The 14,588-nt window shown below is 63.6% G+C and carries 14 protein-coding genes; 6 read left to right on the plus strand and 8 right to left on the minus strand.

Going from position 1 to position 14,588, the window contains the following annotated elements; all coding sequences use genetic code 11:
- Positions 1 to 20: 20 nt before the first annotated feature.
- Together EG19_RS03930 and EG19_RS03935 are read left to right on the plus strand one after the other, a co-directional pair.
- Positions 21 to 935: a sensor histidine kinase gene (locus EG19_RS03930; protein ID WP_038047694.1), complete on the plus strand. Its 915-nt coding sequence runs from the start codon at positions 21 to 23 to the stop codon at positions 933 to 935.
- Positions 928 to 1,890: an RluA family pseudouridine synthase gene (locus tag EG19_RS03935; RefSeq protein WP_053334854.1), complete on the plus strand. Its 963-nt coding sequence runs from the start codon at positions 928 to 930 to the stop codon at positions 1,888 to 1,890. The genes EG19_RS03930 and EG19_RS03935 overlap by 8 nt, the downstream gene beginning before the upstream one ends.
- Here EG19_RS03935 and EG19_RS03940 read toward each other — a convergent pair.
- From EG19_RS03940 to EG19_RS03955, 4 genes are read right to left on the minus strand one after another with little or no spacing between them, the layout of a single operon-like run.
- A complete protein-coding gene (locus EG19_RS03940) occupies positions 1,856 to 2,851 on the minus strand; it encodes an NAD(P)H-dependent glycerol-3-phosphate dehydrogenase (protein ID WP_038047695.1) in 996 nt (331 codons plus the stop codon). The two genes, EG19_RS03935 and EG19_RS03940, sit on opposite strands and share 35 nt — an antisense overlap.
- Positions 2,848 to 3,438, minus strand: a complete 591-nt coding sequence (plsY, locus tag EG19_RS03945; RefSeq protein ID WP_038047699.1) for a glycerol-3-phosphate 1-O-acyltransferase PlsY — start codon at positions 3,436 to 3,438, stop codon at positions 2,848 to 2,850. Before plsY ends, EG19_RS03940 begins: the two co-directional genes overlap by 4 nt.
- Positions 3,435 to 3,995 (minus strand): RNA 2',3'-cyclic phosphodiesterase, encoded by a 561-nt coding sequence (gene thpR, locus EG19_RS03950; RefSeq protein WP_053334855.1) that lies wholly within the window; start codon positions 3,993 to 3,995, stop codon positions 3,435 to 3,437. Before thpR ends, plsY begins: the two co-directional genes overlap by 4 nt.
- A complete protein-coding gene (locus EG19_RS03955; protein WP_038047702.1) occupies positions 3,992 to 5,212 on the minus strand; it encodes a competence/damage-inducible protein A in 1,221 nt (406 codons plus the stop codon). The genes thpR and EG19_RS03955 overlap by 4 nt, the downstream gene beginning before the upstream one ends.
- 83 nt (positions 5,213 to 5,295) lie before the next feature.
- Here EG19_RS03955 and EG19_RS03960 point away from each other — a divergent pair, with 83 nt between their 5' ends.
- The 4 genes from EG19_RS03960 to EG19_RS03975 all read left to right on the plus strand — a co-directional run bounded on the left by EG19_RS03960 (position 5,296) and on the right by EG19_RS03975 (position 8,592).
- Positions 5,296 to 6,051 carry a Nif3-like dinuclear metal center hexameric protein gene (locus EG19_RS03960; RefSeq protein WP_038047705.1) on the plus strand — a complete coding sequence of 252 codons (756 nt, stop codon included), beginning with the start codon at positions 5,296 to 5,298 and terminating at the stop codon, positions 6,049 to 6,051.
- Positions 6,052 to 6,141: 90 nt separating this feature from the next.
- Positions 6,142 to 6,678 carry a DUF6580 family putative transport protein gene (locus tag EG19_RS03965; RefSeq protein WP_038047708.1) on the plus strand — a complete coding sequence of 179 codons (537 nt, stop codon included), beginning with the start codon at positions 6,142 to 6,144 and terminating at the stop codon, positions 6,676 to 6,678.
- A gap of 18 nt (positions 6,679 to 6,696) precedes the next feature.
- On the plus strand, positions 6,697 to 7,413 hold the full coding sequence (locus tag EG19_RS03970) for a Dph6-related ATP pyrophosphatase (protein ID WP_038047710.1): 717 nt from the start codon (positions 6,697 to 6,699) through the stop codon (positions 7,411 to 7,413).
- Between the two features lie 102 nt (positions 7,414 to 7,515).
- Entirely contained in the window at positions 7,516 to 8,592 is a 1,077-nt protein-coding gene (locus EG19_RS03975) for a branched-chain amino acid aminotransferase (protein ID WP_038047712.1), read from the plus strand.
- 138 nt (positions 8,593 to 8,730) lie between these two features.
- Here EG19_RS03975 and ahcY read toward each other — a convergent pair whose 3' ends face one another.
- From ahcY to EG19_RS04000, 4 genes are all read right to left on the minus strand, one after another.
- Positions 8,731 to 10,065, minus strand: a complete 1,335-nt coding sequence (gene ahcY / locus EG19_RS03980) for an adenosylhomocysteinase (RefSeq protein WP_038047715.1) — start codon at positions 10,063 to 10,065, stop codon at positions 8,731 to 8,733.
- 292 nt (positions 10,066 to 10,357) lie between these two features.
- A complete protein-coding gene (locus EG19_RS03985) occupies positions 10,358 to 11,035 on the minus strand; it encodes an LA_3696 family protein (RefSeq protein WP_200867113.1) in 678 nt (225 codons plus the stop codon).
- 513 nt (positions 11,036 to 11,548) lie between these two features.
- Positions 11,549 to 11,992, minus strand: coding sequence for a hypothetical protein (locus EG19_RS03995; protein WP_038047720.1), 444 nt, complete (start codon positions 11,990 to 11,992; stop codon positions 11,549 to 11,551).
- A gap of 18 nt (positions 11,993 to 12,010) precedes the next feature.
- The gene (locus tag EG19_RS04000; RefSeq protein WP_152543900.1) at positions 12,011 to 14,503 is read right to left on the minus strand and encodes an RHS repeat-associated core domain-containing protein; all 2,493 of its coding nucleotides are present in this window, start codon (positions 14,501 to 14,503) and stop codon (positions 12,011 to 12,013) included.
- Positions 14,504 to 14,588: the final 85 nt, after the last annotated feature.

Below are 14,588 nucleotides of genomic sequence, written 5' to 3' on the forward strand. Positions count from 1 at the left end.
TTCCGGTTTACACTTAGCCCATGGGCGACATTAGCTTGTTTTCGGCTGCGGGCCCCTTTTGGCTCAAAAAGCTCGACGAAACCCGGGTCTTGCTGCTCCTGGAGAACGGGGAAAAACTGGAGCTGGACTGCGAACCGCCGTTGCCTTCCCCTACCCCGCCGGGTTTTGCTGTCACCCTCATGCGCGGCGGGGAGCGCTACTCCCTGCACGTTTTTGCCGTGCCGGAAAACTCGGAGCTCCTTTTGGGGGTGAGCGCCGGCTGGGCCCTGCAGTGGTGCAGCGACTGCATCGAGGAGCTGGTCAACCACATTGCCCACGACCTCCGCAATCTGACCTTCACCGCTTCATTGCAAGCGGAAATTGCCCAGCGTCAAGCAAAAGAGGCAAGCCCCCACCTGGAAACCATCCTCTCCCAGCTGGGAAGAGTCCAGCAGTACCTGGAGCGTTTGCTTTTGTACGGGCGCAAACCCCGGGTTTCCCTTTCCACCCTCAACGTGGAGGCCTTCGTTCAGGAAAAGCTCCGGGCCCTCCGCCACCGCTGGCCGGCCAACCAGCCCCCCCTGAGCTTTCGGGTGCACACCGCTGCGGAAGCCGGGGTCGCCCGCTGGGATCCCCAGCTCATGGGCGCAGCGCTGGACGCCGTTTTGGAAAACGCGGCCCAGGCCAGCCCTCAGGGCACAGAAGTGGAGGTGATGGTTTCGGGGAGCGCCGATGAGGTGACGCTGGAGGTCCGCGACCACGGCCCCGGCATCCCTCCGGAGGTTTTGCCCAGGGTGTTTTTCCCCATGGCCGTGCGTCGCCCCCAGGGCATGGGCCTTGGTTTGGCCACCGCCAAAAAGCTGGTGGAAGCCCACGGCGGCAAGCTGGAGCTCTCCTCTTCCCCCCAAGGCACCACCGTCCGCCTGGTGCTGCCGCGGGAGGCTCGTCTTGCCTGAAGCTGGCGTCACCCGTTACCTGGTGGACCCAGGCCTTTCCGGCCTCCGACTGGACCAGGGGCTGGCGCAGCTTACCGGCCTTTCCCGGCGGCGGGCCAAAACGCTCGTGGCCGAGGGGTGGGTGTGGCTCAACGGCCGGGCGTGCCGGGTGGAGTCCAAGGTGCTGCAGGTGGGCGATGTGGTGGACGTTTTGCCCGTTCCCGACCCGCTGCGCCCTCCCCAGCCGCTGCCTCCGCCGCTACCGGTGCTCTATGAGGACGGCTGGCTGGTGGCGGTGAACAAACCCCCGGGGATGCTCACCCAGCCGGCCCCGGAGCGGCTCCCCGGGGAGCTTTCGACGGTGGAGCACCTGGCGCTGCAGCTCTCCTACCGGGAGGGGCACCGGGTGGAGCTCAAGGTGGTGCACCGCCTGGATCGCATTGCCAGTGGGTTGGTGCTGTTTGCCAAGCACCACGATGCTGCCGCCGCTCTTTCCCGCCTCTTTGCCGGGCGCTCGGTGGACAAGGTGTACCTGGCGGTGGTCAGCGGCCATCCCCCCGCGGAAACCACCATCAACGCCCCCATTGCTCCCGACCCTTTGCTTCCCGGACGCTTCCGGGTGGGAGCGGGGGGCAAGAAAGCCGCCACCAGGCTGCGGCTCGTGGCCCGCGGGGATGGCGTTTTTCTGGTTGAGGTGCGGCCCCTCACCGGCCGCACCCACCAGCTGCGGGTGCACCTGCAATCCATTGGCTGCCCCATCGTGGGGGACACCCTTTACGGCTCGCAAACCGAGGCCCCCCGGCCCATGCTCCACGCTTTCGGGCTTTCCCTGCCCCACCCCAGGGGTGGCCAAAAGCTGCAGCTTACAGCCCCAGTGCCTCTGGATTTTCTAGCCTTCTGTCGCTCCCATGGGCTTGCTCTGCCGGAGGCCGAGGAGGCCGTTACTCCAGCTCCTCTTTCAAGCTCCGGGTCATAAGCGCGGTCACCGCCTCCCGGGGGGACAACCGCTGGTCCAGGATGGCTTCCACTGCAAATGTAATGGGCATCTCCACCTGGTTTTTCCGCGCCAAAGCCGCAGCCGCTCGGGCGGTGGGCACCCCCTCCGCCACCTCCCTGCCGGAGAGGACCTGCTCCAAAGGCTCGCCGCGACCCAAGCGCTCCCCCACCGCGCGGTTTCGGGATAACGCGCCAGTGCAGGTCAACACCAGGTCCCCCATGCCGGCAAGCCCGCGGAAGGTTTCCGGCTGGCCGCCCAAGCGCACGCCCAGGCGGGCAATTTCGTGAAGACCGCGGGTCAGCAGCGCCGCCAGGGCGTTGTGACCGAGCCCCAAGCCGGTGGCCATGCCACCGGCAATGGCAATAACGTTCTTCAGGGCTCCGGCCAGCTCCACACCCACCACATCGGCGGAACGGTACAGGCGGAAGGAGGGGGTGGAAAAAGCCTCCTGCAGCATCCTGAGCGATGACGGAGAGCGCCCCGCCAACACCGCTGCCGCCGGCAAACCCGCCGCCACCTCCCGGGCAAAGGTGGGACCGGAAAGCGCCACGAACCTTTCGGGTTCAAGACCCAGCTCCTGGGCCACCACTTCGTCCATGCGGGAAAGGCTCGCCACCTCAATGCCCTTGCTGGCTGAAACCAGCACCGCTTGCACAGGCAGGGCCGCTTTCATTTCCCGCAGCACCCCTCGGGCAAACTGCACCGGCACCACAAAAAAAACCACCTCGGCGGCGCTCACCGCCTGCGCCACATCGCCTTCAGCGGTAAGCCCTGGGGGCAGCGTCACCTCCGGGAGGAAAAGCGGGTTGCGCCTTTCCCGATTGACCCCCTCCACCACCTCAGGTTCCCGGGCCCACAGCACCACCTCATGGCCGGCCCGGGCACAGTGCACGGAAAGCGCGGTCCCCCAGGACCCGCCGCCCACCACCGCCACCTTCATGGCTTCCCTCCCACCTTCGGCTCCTCACCCCGCACCCACCGGCGCAGGTTTGGGGCGTGCTTGAAAAGCAGCACCACGCTCAGCACCACCACCGGAAGCTCCGCCAGCAAGCTGGGCTTTTTCACGTACCAAAAGACCACCGGCAAAAGCGCCACGGTGAGGCTTGAAGCCACCGCCACCACGCGAAAGGCCAAAAGCCCCAAAAGCCAAACGCCAAAGCTCAAGGCCAGGCTCAAAGGGGAAAGCAGTAGCAGACCGCCGCCGGTGGTGGCCAGGCCCTTGCCCCCGTGGAACGAAAGCCAAAGAGGAAAGCAATGCCCTACTGCCGCCGAACACAGGGCCGCAGCGTGCCAAGCTGGATTCCCGGTAATTCGGGTGGCCAACCACACGGCCAAAAGCCCCTTGCCCACATCCAAAAGCATGACCGCCAGGCCCCAACCCAAGCCCAAAACGCGGCTGGCGTTGGTAGCCCCTACGGTTCCGGAGCCCTGAGTGCGGATGTCCATCCCAGCGCGCAAGCGCACCACAAGGTAGGCAAACGGGATGGAACCCAAAAGGTAAGCGGCCAGGAGCACCAGGCCCCTCATGGCCGCCCTACCGGAATCCTGGCTCTTTCGCTGTACACCGCCCCTCCGGGGCCCAAGGTGCTTTCAAAAAGCACCACCTCCCGGGCCACAAACGGGGCCAGTTGCCAGGAAGCCACCTCCTGAAGGAAGCGCTGACAGGCCACTTCCGGCCAGGGCCTTTCCAGGCGGGCCAGGGTCACGTGCAGGGAAAAGGGCCTTGCCTCCCGCGCCACGCCAATCAAAGAAGCCGCTTCCTCGCTGGCTTCCGCCCACGCCTCCAGACCCGGCGCCTGCCCCCCCAGCCACGCCACCCGTGGTCTTGCGGCGTTTGGGAAAAAACCGCCTCCGTGGAGGCTTACCTTTACTTCAGCGGGGACTTCCGTCAAAAGCTGGGTCAGGGCTTCCAGAAACGAAGCGGCCTGCGCTTCCGACTGCTCCCCCAAGAACTTCAAGGTGATGTGCAGGCCCTCCGGGCGCACCCAGCGCGCCGCCGGCAGCTTGCCCTTGAGCCTGGCCAGCCCCGCCATGACCGTGGCCTTTTGCGCCTGTGGAAGCTCCACCGCTAGAAAACACCTCATGCTGCCCCCTTCAGCACCCGCCGCAGCAAATCCAGGGCAAAGTTGGCCGCCAGCTCGCGGATGGTCTGCCGGCTTCCCCCGAAGAGAAAACGGCGGTGCTGCAGCTGGCCGGGGATGGCCACGGCCACGTGCACGGTACCCACGGGCTTTTCAGGGGTACCGCCGGCAGGGCCGGCAATGCCGGTAATGGCCAGACCGCACTGGGCCCCCAACCGGCAGGCCCCCAGCGCCATGGCTTCCGCCACCTCCCGGCTCACCGCCCCGTGGGTGGCCAAAACCTCCTCGGGCACCCCCAGAAGCCGCACCTTGACGGTGTTGGCGTAAGCCACCACCCCGCCCAGGTAGGCTTCGCTGGCCCCGGGCACCTGCGTTAAGGCCGAGCCCACCATCCCACCGGTGCAGGACTCGGCGGTGGCCAGCATCCAGCCCCGGCTTTTGAGGGCCTCCAGTACCACCTGCGGCAGCGTGGCTTCGTCCCGCCCGAAGATGTCGGCGCCCAGCACCTCGGCAAACGCCTGCTCCATAGCCGCAAGCTCCGAGGGGCCTTCGGCGTAAAGCACCAGCTCCACGGTCCCCCGCCCCGCCAAAATCGTGATCTTTTCCCGCCCAAACCGGCGGTAAAGGTCGGAAACCCGCTGCTCCACCTCCGATTCGAAGCGCCCGGCTACCTTCAAGGTACGCACCAAGATGGGCTTTCCTTGAATCCGGGGGAGCACGTGCAGGGCAAAGATGGTCTCCAGCTCCTCGGGAACGCCAGGGAGGAGCACCAGCGCCCGCGAGCCCACCTCCAGCCACTGGCCCGGGGCGGTGCCCCGCGGGTTGGGCAGCACCTGGGCGCCCTCCACCAGGTAGGCCATGCGTGCGGCAATGCTGGGCATGCTGCGGCCCAGGCGGCGGTAGCGCTCCTGGAGGAGGGCAAAAAGCTCCTGGTCAAGGTGCAGCTTCCGCTGCAAGGCGGCAGCCACCCCCTCCCGGGTGACGTCATCGGCGGTGGGACCCAGCCCCCCGGAGACCACCACCAGGTCCGCCCGGGTCAACAGGTCAGAAACCGCACCGGCAATGGCCTGGGCATCATCCCCCACGCACCGCTTTTCGGTCATTTCGACCCCGCAAGCGGCCAGCTTGGCAGCCACAAAAAGGGAGTTGGTGTCCAGGCGGGAGGTGCGCAGCAGCTCCGAGCCCACCGCCAGGAAAGCCGCCCGCGAGAAGGCACCCATGGGTGCGATTCTAGAGCATGTGCGGTGGCTTCCGGCCAAACGAGGGGCTTGTGACCGGCGGCAAGCCCGGGCACAATGCCGCTATGGACCGCGACGAGCTGGTTGCTTACCTGGACGAGTTTCTGGCGGTGGAAGACGTACCCGACGAAAGCCTCAACGGCCTGCAGGTGGAGGGAAGGGCCAAGATCAGCCGGGTGGCCACTGCGGTTTCCTGTAGCGCGCGCTTCTTCACCGATGCCGCCCGCTGGGGAGCCGATGCCGTGCTGGTGCACCACGGCCTTTTGTGGCGGGGCCAGGTGGAGCGGGTGCGGGGGAGCTTGCGCCAGCGTTTGGCGGTTCTGCTGGCGGAAGAGCTTAACCTCCTCGCTTACCACTTGCCCTTGGACCGGCACCCCGAGGTGGGGAACGCCGCCGTGCTGGCCCGCCAGCTGGGGCTGGAGGGGCTTGAACCCTTTGGGGTTTTTCACGGCTTCGCCATTGGCTGGGCAGGGGTTTTCAACCGGCCGCAAACGCTGGAAGAGCTGGCCCGGCGGCTGGAGCTGCTCACCGGACAAGAGCCCCTGGTCTTTCCAGGGCATGGCGAACGGGTGAGCTCGGTGGGGATCGTCACCGGCAGCGGTGCGGGAGCTTTTGCCGAGGCGGTGGAAACCGGCCTCGATGCGCTGGTGGTGGGCGACCCCAAGGAGTGGGTCATGCACCGGGCCGAGGAAGAGGGGGTGCACGTGGTGGCGTGCGGCCACTACGCCTCCGAGCGGTTTGGCGTGCAAGCTTTGGGCGCGCACCTGGAAGAAAAGCTGGGGCTGGAGGTGCAGTTCTTCGACTACCCCAACCCCGCGTAAAGGAGCCGGCGGCTTTCCTTGCCAATGGGGGCAACGGCTGGAGGGCGGGGACGCGGGGATTTCTTGCTATCATTGCAGCGGGAGGTAACCATGGGGCGTTTCTGGAATCGCATCACCGTAGCAACCGGCGTGGTCCTGGCGGTGGCTTTGCTGCGGCTGGTGCCTCACCCTCCCAACGTGGCACCGGTGACCGCCCTCGCGCTTTTTGCCGGGGCAACGTTTGGACGGCGGCTGTTGGGGTTTTTCGTACCTCTCGCGGCCATGCTGCTTTCCGACAGCCTCCTGGAGCTCCTCACCGGCCAGGGTTTTCACCCGCACATGCCGGTGGTTTACGGCACCTTTGCCCTGGTGGTGCTTTTGGGAAGCTTCCTTAAAGAGCGCCTCCAGGTGGGTCGGGTGGCTCTCGCTTCGGTGGCGGCCTCCACGCTCTTTTACCTCACCACCAACTTTGCCGTTTGGGCCTCCGGCACCATGTACCCCCACACCGCCGCCGGGTTGATAGCTTGCTACATCGCGGCGCTGCCTTTCTACGGCCTTTCCCTGGTGGGTGACCTGACGTTTGCGGCCCTGATCTTTGCCGCTTACAGCGCCCTCGTGCGCCACCTTCCCGCAGCTTCGGCGTCCTGAGGCGCCGGGAGAAAGCCCATGGGCCGGCTTCTGGTTTCCTGGAGCGGCGGTAAGGACTCCCTCCTCGCCCTGGTCCGCGCCCGCCAAGCCGGCCACCACATCGTGGGGCTTTTGACCACGGTTTCGGAACCCTTAGGGCGCGTCACCATGCACGGCGTACGGAGGGAGCTGGTGCAGGCGCAGGCAAAAGCCCTGGGGCTCCCGCTTTTTGAGGCCAGCCTTCCCGTTCCCGATCCGGCCAACCCCAGGGACCGGTGCCCCCTTTGCCCGGTGGATGCTCCCCAGGCGGGCCTTGTGCCCAACACCACCTACGAGGAGGTCATGCGGGCCACCCTCAAACCTCTGGCCCAGACCGGCGTAGAAGGGGTGGTGTTTGGGGATATCTACCTGGAGGACTTGCGTTGCTTCCGCGAGTCCCTGCTGGCCCGGGCTGGCCTTGCGGGGGTTTTTCCGCTGTGGGGTGCGCAGCCAACAGAGCTTATTCGGGAGTTTTCAAACCAGGGCGGAAAAGCTCTGGTGGTTTGCTGCCGGCAGGACCTCGCCCCGCTTTTGGCGACCCAAACCGACAACGGCTTTTTGGCCAAACTGCCGCCCGGAGTTGATCCTTGCGGGGAAAACGGCGAGTTTCACACCTTCGTTTTTGCCCATGCCTCGTTTTCCGAACCCATAAGCTTCAAGTTGGGAGAAACAGTCACCCGTGATGGTTTTATTTGGCAAGACGTGCGACTGGCTTGAGCTCGCCTCAAGCCTTCCTCGCCCGGCAGCCACCGGGCGCGGCCGCGCGTTTTTCTTGCCAGCGAACGAAAGGCCGGTGAGGACCGGTAGAAAGGGGTAGCCATGGACATTACGGATCGCTCGGTGGTACGGGCCCCAGATTTTCCCCTTGACCCGAACAACTTACCGTTCGGGCGCACCTTTTCTCCCAACATGTTCCTCATGGACTACGACGAGGAAAGAGGCTGGCACAACCCCAGAATTGTTCCCTTTGGTCCCCTTTCCCTTTCACCGGCCACCATGGTTTTCCACTACGGGCAGGAGATCTTCGAAGGGCTAAAAGCGTTCCGCCACCCCGACGGTTCCGTTCACATCTTCCGCCCGGACCGCAACGCAGCGCGCTTCAACCGCTCGGCCCGGCGCATGTCCATGCCGGAAATCCCCGAATCGGTGCAGCTGGAGGCCATGCGGGCGTTGGTGGCGGTGGACCGCGAATGGGTCCCCCCAACTCCGGGTGCCCTTTACATCCGCCCCACCATGATTGCCACCCAGGAAAGCCTGGGTGTGAGCCCCTCCACCCAGTACCTCTACTTCATCATCACCGGCCCCACGGGCCCCTACTTCCGCACCGCCGGAAAGACGCTGCGCATCATGATCGCCAGGGACTGGGTGCGGGCTGCCCCGGGCGGCACCGGCGCCGCCAAAACCGGCGGCAACTACGCCGCTTCGCTTTTGGCCCGCAAGATCGCCCGCGACCACGGCTGCGCTGAAGCTTTATGGCTGGACGCGGTGGAGCGCCGCCACGTGGAAGAAGTGGGCGCCATGAACATCATGTTCGTTTTGGACGGCGTGGTTACCACCCCTCCCACCTCCGGAACCATCCTCGAAGGTGTCACCCGGGAAAGCATTGGCGTCCTTTGCAAGGAACTGGGCATCCCCTTTGTCCAGCGGGCCATTCACATTGAGGAAATCATTCAGGGCCTGGAGGCCGGAGACTGCACCGAGGTTTTTGGCTGCGGCACCGCAGCGGTGGTGGCACCGGTGGGCGAGCTGGTGGATATCCTCCCCGACGGCAGCGAGCGCGTGTACAAGGTAGGCGACGGCAGCGAGGGGCCGGTCGCCAGGAAACTGCGGGAGGTGCTCACCGGCATCCAGTTTGGTACCCACCCCGACACCCACGGCTGGCTAGTGCGGGTGTAGGTTCACCCAGTTTCGCCAGGGTTGCCAATGGCTCAAGGCGGGCGTCCCTCTTGTTGGGGCACGCAACGCCGAAAATCAGAAAGCCACGTCGCCCAACGAGGCCAAGCTGCCTCGAAAGACCCAAAAGCGCACAGAAGCTTAAGTACCCTCCCGCCAGCTGGCCAAATAGCGTTCCTGCTCGGGAGTCAGCACGTCGCACTTCACCCCCATGGTAGCCAGCTTCAAGCGGGCAATTTCCCGGTCCAGATCGGCGGGAAGCCGGTAGACCTTGGGTTGCAGCCTGCCTGCGGTCTTCACCAGGTATTCAGCAGCCAACGCCTGATTGGCGAAGGACATATCCATCACCGCTGCGGGATGGCCCTCCGCCGCCGCTAAGTTCACCAACCGCCCTTGGGCGAGCACAAAAAGCGTTTTCCCCCAGGGGAAGCGGTAGGCTTCCACGTTAGGGCGGACGTCGCGGATTTCGCTGGCAGCCTCCCGCAAGCTGGCCAGGTCAATTTCCACATCGAAGTGCCCCGAGTTGGCGAGGATGGCGCCGTCCTTCATGTGGCGGGCGTGTTCCAGGGTAATCACCGAACAGTTACCGGTCACCGTGATGAAGAGATCCCCCACTTTGGCCGCTTCGGCCATGGGCATCACCGCAAACCCATCCATGGCTGCCTCCAAAGCCCGCACCGGATCCACTTCCGTGACCACCACCCGCGCGCCCATGCCGTGGGCCCGCATGGCCACGCCCCGCCCGCACCACCCGTACCCCGCCACCACCACCACCTTGCCGGCCAAAAGCACGTTGGTGGCGCGCAAGATGCCGTCAATGGTGGACTGACCGGTGCCGTAGCGGTTGTCAAACAAGTGCTTGGTATCCGAGTCGTTCACCGCAATCACCGGAAACCGCAAAACTCCGTCCCGCTCCATGGCCCGCAGGCGAATCACGCCGGTGGTGGTTTCCTCGGTGGAGCCCAAAACCCCGGAAACCAACGCCTGGCAACCGGCCTCACCTAGCTTTTCCCCCAGGGCCCGCACCTCCGGGTGGGCCTTTGCCAGCTCTCCGCGACCCAAAAGCAAAAGGGAAGAAACCAAATCGGCCCCATCGTCCATGGTGAGCGTCGGCGAGCTTTCCAAGCACTGGCGGATATGACGGTAGTAAGTCGCTTGATCCTCACCGCGGATGGCAAAAACCGAAACCCCGTGTTCGGCTACCAGTGCGGCCGCCACGTCGTCCTGGGTGGAAAGCGGGTTGGACGCGCACAGCCGCACCTCCGCACCGCCAGCCTTCAACGTCAACACCAAATTGGCGGTTTCCGTGGTGACGTGCAAACAGGCGGAAAGCCTCTGGCCGGCCAAAGGCTTTTCCACCTCAAACCGCCTCCGTATCTCCGCCAACACCGGCATCTCCCGCCCCGCCCAGGCAATCCGAGCCGAGCCCTCAGCCGCCTTCGACAAATCCGCAACGTGATGTTCTGGAACGCCCATGATCCCTCCGGAAAACCGCAATCGCCGGCATTTTAACGTGCCTCCCGGCGAGGACCAAACCCCGCCGCCGCGCGCGAGAGAACGCCCCACGGAACTGTGGCTCCGGCATTTTCCCCGTTACGGCTCAAAATCACCCGAAAGGAACGACCCAAATCTTGGGTCTCTCGAAAAATCGCGAAGGCAAAGGTGGCCTAGTGAAAGCAGAAGACACCAAATCAGGAGGCAGCCTTAGGAAACTGAAACAGCAATCACAAGGGCCTAAAGGGAAAAAGAAGCGCACACGCCACCGCGCTTAGCGAAGCAGCGCCAGCAGACCGCCCACGGCAGCCAACTGGCCAATCCAAAAAAGGAACATCCACTTGATGATTTCGGTCTTGAAGGCAGTCATGTCAGCGCGGAGTTTGGTGACCTCTTCGGTAATTCGATTATCCACCCTAGCAATTTGCAGCTCCAGCTTGGCCACTTCTTCGGTGATGCGGCTATCCACCCGGGCAATTTGCACCTCAAGCTTGGCCACCTCTTCGGTGACCCGGTTATCAAGCCGGGCTTCCGTTTCCAAAATGCGCTGGTTGAGCCGCGATTCGGTTTCCGCAAGCCTCCGGGCAAACCGCTCCTCCACCACCACCAGCGTGTCTTCCCGCGCCGCTTCCTCCACCGAAGACAAAAGCTTCGCCAAATCTTCGGCCCCCTCGTCGCCCAGCCGGTCCCGCAACGCCTTGGAAACCGCCACCACCGGCATCGCTGCCTCCTCACCCCATGCTACCCAACCCCACCCCGCTGTCAAGGGCCGGGTATTCGTCCATAACCTTTGGCACGCGTTGGTGGATTCGCGGAAAGCTTGGATGGGACGTGTGAGCTTGAGGGCGTGGTGGGGGAGCTGAGTGTTGGAGAGGATGAAGAAGTGGGCGAGCTTGCGGTTGAAAAGATCGGGGTCGGTGAAGAGCAAATCGAGGTGGAAGTTGACAAACATCTCCTGGAGGGTACGGTGGAAGCGCTCTACCTAAGGGTTTTCTTTTGGGGGGCGGGGGTGGGGGAAGAGGTGTGCCAAGCCAAAGGTTTCATGGCCTTTTCAAGCTCACCCGCAAACTCAGAGCCGTTATCCCTGACAAAACAAAGAAGCGATAAAGGCGGCTCGCTGGTGTCCGCCGAAGGACGGAAGAACGTGTGGACAGGTACCTTGAGGAACTTGCCCTGTTTGCCGTGAGGAGAGATTTTCGGAGGCCGTCCAGCCGTAGTGGAGGAGCTTGAGGACGCCGAGGGCAATCGGGATACACCGCGGGCCCTGCCCGCTAGGGTCGGTAGAGCACAGCGGGTATTGAAGGGCATAGGCGTAGCGGTTGAGCGCCTGCGGGTTGCCCGGCCAGGGCACAATCGTATCCGGCTGCACGAACAGACCCACCAGCGGCTCGTAGAAACACGTCTGATATCAGGGCTTCTTTAATCCTGATCGCTGAGTCATCACATCATAAGGATAATTCACAGTTTATCCAAAAACAATATCCGCTCGATCGAGCAAGACATCTTGTCCATATTTCCTCAACATCTGAGCATAATCGCGAATGCGCACCCTGATCTCGTCTTCAAAATTTGTGGTCTTCACTCGAGTGAACAAGGGGTCTTGGATTCCCAGTTTGCGAAGCCACGACGCTAAATACATCCTAATTTGCTCTCCTTGCTCATTGAGATATAATCCCGATGGCATTTGTCCATCTTCCAAGCGTACTACGAAGCACGAGAGATCCTGATCCCGCCACTCAAGCACCAACTCGACTCCCAAATTCTTTCCTACAAACCACACTTTATATAGGTACATGAACTTTCCAGCCTCAAAATTGGAATAAGGTCCTGTGAATCCATATTCGTCTTTCAGAAAAGAAAATTCTTTTTGAACGGTCTCTAAAAACAACTTGGCAATCTCGATAGCCATCCCGTACCCTCCTGCCTGTCAAGACTTGTCCAAGCCTGGCACACCTCCACGCCATTTGCCGAAGCGCCGAAACACTCGCTTATAGTTCCCATATCCCTTCAACTCCATTCGCTCCATGTTATAAACGTCAGACCAGGGCACCTTGCCTTTCTCCAGCCGCTCAACACGACGAGCAAAGTCGGGACCGGTATCAATAACCTGGCGTCCTTCCGCCTTCATCTGCCGGATCCATTCTCGATTGGCCCCGAAGCTCCACTCGGTTACAAAATCCTCAATGGTTTGGGCACCAATTTGTCGCGCATATTCACGTACGCGCTCCATATTCTCCCCGATCACTATCGGCGGCTTGGTGAATTGACCGGTCTGGAGATCGCGCCAGCGCTTCACTCTCGGATCGTATGCGACTGGAAGTTTCCAGCCTGGCAGCGCCTTTGGTGCGTGACCCGCCGGCAGCGCCTTCGCCACACGCCCAGGGGGGAGGGCGGGCTGGTCGGCGAGCTTCTTGAGGCCGGCAAGCTCCCGCAGGCCTTTGCCCGACACCACCGGCGCAAGGCCCGCCACCACCGTCGCACCCCGCTCCCACCACGCAAGCCTCTCCCCGGTGATGAGATCAACCCCGGTAATTGCCTCCTGCCAGTCCTTGATGTCCCCCACCACCGGCGTAAAGCCAAGCGCGGTGCTTTGGGCGTTGGGGTCGGTTACGATGTTCTTCCCAAACTCCTCCGCCACCCAGCCCCAGCATTCCCAGTCGTTCCAGCGGCAGGTCCCCATCGGGTCCCGGTACATCTGGGGTTGCCAGGAGACGTAGGCGTAGAGGTTGGGGGAGTCGAGGTCACGCAGGGGGTCTTCGGAAAGCCAGGACGCCGTGCGGGGGTCGTACCAGCGGTTGCGGGCGTAAGCAAGACCGGTGGCAGGGTCCGTCCACAGCCCGTGGAAGAGCAGGGTTTGTCCACCCGGGATGGCCCCGCCCAAGGTGTCGCTGGCCGCTTGGATGGTGTCGTACGAAACGGGGAAGGTTTGTGCAAAGACAACTTCGTCCCGGCCTTCCGGAATGCTCCAGACAACGCTTTGTTCTTCCGCAAGAGGCCGGCCAGCAAGGTCAGCCAGCGCCTGGGTAAGCCGCACCCGGAAGCTTGCCCCCCGCGGCCAGCCGGCAAGGGCCAGGATGTCAATCCCGGGGGGAAGGTCCTGGGCCGTGTGGTCAGGCGGCGCCCGGGTGGGGGCCACCACGACCTCGCTTTGCGAAACTGGCTTCCACCCTTCCCCAGGCACCAGCTTTTCCACCATCACCCCCTCGCCCAGCGTGGCTGCATCCACCGGCAAGGCCATGGTGATGCGCAAGCCCCCTTTCGCCGCCTTCCCTTCATCCGCCACCACCCGCGTGACCGTCCCGCCGTCGGTGACCACAGCAGTGAGCTCCTTGTCAAAACGCACCTCCCGCACCTCCGGCCCCACCTCCCAATGAGCCTCAGCGTACGGGGTGTAGAGGTACCGCACGGGCATAGGAGGCCTTTCGGGACTACTTCCCGCCCTTTCCTCCACCAACCCCACGACGCTTCCCAGCTCGTCCTTCAACACCGTGTACACCCGAACGCTTGTGGGCTTTGTGGGATCGGAAGCGGCAAAGGTCTCCACCTTGATTTGCACCACATCATCCAAACGTTGAGGCCCGGAAAGGTAGCTTTTCCGCCATAAAAGCCCGCCTTGGAAGTTCAACCCTTCTTCGGCAAGCAAGCGGTTGCCCTCCCAGAAAAAGCGCGTTTTGGCCACAAAGGGACGCTTGGCCTCATCGCGTTCGCCTTGCGGAAGGGGCCCCAGGTGAATGCGGTGCAGGAGCCTGCCCAAGGCATCGTGCTCGTAAAGGATGCGGTGGCCTTCCAGGAGCCTGCCCGAAGCGTCCCTCACCCCCGAGCCCGGCTTGATGTCCACCTGCACGAGCCTCCCCCGCCAGTCCCACACGTAGGAAAACCGCTCGTCCTCCACCCTCCTGCCGGAACGGTCGTAGAGGTACGCCACACCTCCACGGGAGGCGATCCGCCCTCCCACACCCACCTCAAAGCCCACCGCTTCCCCAGCACCTTCCCGCACCATGCGGGAAAGCCCATCCCCTTCCCCGTAAGCAAAACGGAAGCGCTCAAAGCTTTCCTGGCTGTCGCTTTCCCGAAGGCTGCCTGCCCCGGCAAAGGCACCGGCAAGGCGCTGCCCGGCGTCCAGCGCAAAGGACCACCCCATGCCGGAGATGAGCTCCGGCGTATGGGCCTGCACCCTTGCTTCGCAAAGGCGAAAGGTTGAACGCCTGGCAAGACGCTCCCCACCGTCCAACGGCGCCATGGACGAGGCCAGCGCCATGCCCGCAGCCAGCGCCGGTACCGCCGCAATCATGCGATTCCCCGGGTCGGAAGTGTACCTGATGACCACCCCATCCCGGGTGGTCCAGGTTTTGATGGTGCCGTCGGGGTAGTAGCTGAAGGTTTCGCTTGTGGCATGCTGCCTTCCTGACGGCCTCGCCAACCAAGCGCACGAGCCAACCCGTCACGCCGCCCGCCCGCAGCGCCCGCCCACGGGATTTTTGCGAAACAAAGCGAACCCGAAGGAC

Origin of the sequence: Thermoanaerobaculum aquaticum, assembly GCF_000687145.1 — a bacterium.
Lineage (GTDB): Bacteria > Acidobacteriota > Thermoanaerobaculia > Thermoanaerobaculales > Thermoanaerobaculaceae > Thermoanaerobaculum > Thermoanaerobaculum aquaticum.

Excerpts from the sequence above, each read along its gene's own strand:
- plsY (WP_038047699.1), bottom strand. The coding sequence starts at position 3,438 with ATGAGGGGCCTGGTGCTCCTGGCCGCTTACCTTTTGGGTTCCATCCCG.
- EG19_RS03955 (WP_038047702.1), bottom strand. The coding sequence starts at position 5,212 with ATGGGTGCCTTCTCGCGGGCGGCTTTCCTGGCGGTGGGCTCGGAGCTG.
- EG19_RS03965 (WP_038047708.1), top strand. The coding sequence starts at position 6,142 with ATGGGGCGTTTCTGGAATCGCATCACCGTAGCAACCGGCGTGGTCCTG.
- EG19_RS03970 (WP_038047710.1), top strand. The coding sequence starts at position 6,697 with ATGGGCCGGCTTCTGGTTTCCTGGAGCGGCGGTAAGGACTCCCTCCTC.
- EG19_RS03960 (WP_038047705.1), top strand. The coding sequence starts at position 5,296 with ATGGACCGCGACGAGCTGGTTGCTTACCTGGACGAGTTTCTGGCGGTG.
- ahcY (WP_038047715.1), bottom strand. The coding sequence starts at position 10,065 with ATGGGCGTTCCAGAACATCACGTTGCGGATTTGTCGAAGGCGGCTGAG.
- EG19_RS03985 (WP_200867113.1), bottom strand. The coding sequence starts at position 11,035 with ATGTTTGTCAACTTCCACCTCGATTTGCTCTTCACCGACCCCGATCTT.
- EG19_RS03995 (WP_038047720.1), bottom strand. The coding sequence starts at position 11,992 with ATGGCTATCGAGATTGCCAAGTTGTTTTTAGAGACCGTTCAAAAAGAA.
- EG19_RS03940 (WP_038047695.1), bottom strand. The coding sequence starts at position 2,851 with ATGAAGGTGGCGGTGGTGGGCGGCGGGTCCTGGGGGACCGCGCTTTCC.
- EG19_RS03975 (WP_038047712.1), top strand. The coding sequence starts at position 7,516 with ATGGACATTACGGATCGCTCGGTGGTACGGGCCCCAGATTTTCCCCTT.
- EG19_RS03930 (WP_038047694.1), top strand. The coding sequence starts at position 21 with ATGGGCGACATTAGCTTGTTTTCGGCTGCGGGCCCCTTTTGGCTCAAA.
- thpR (WP_053334855.1), bottom strand. The coding sequence starts at position 3,995 with ATGAGGTGTTTTCTAGCGGTGGAGCTTCCACAGGCGCAAAAGGCCACG.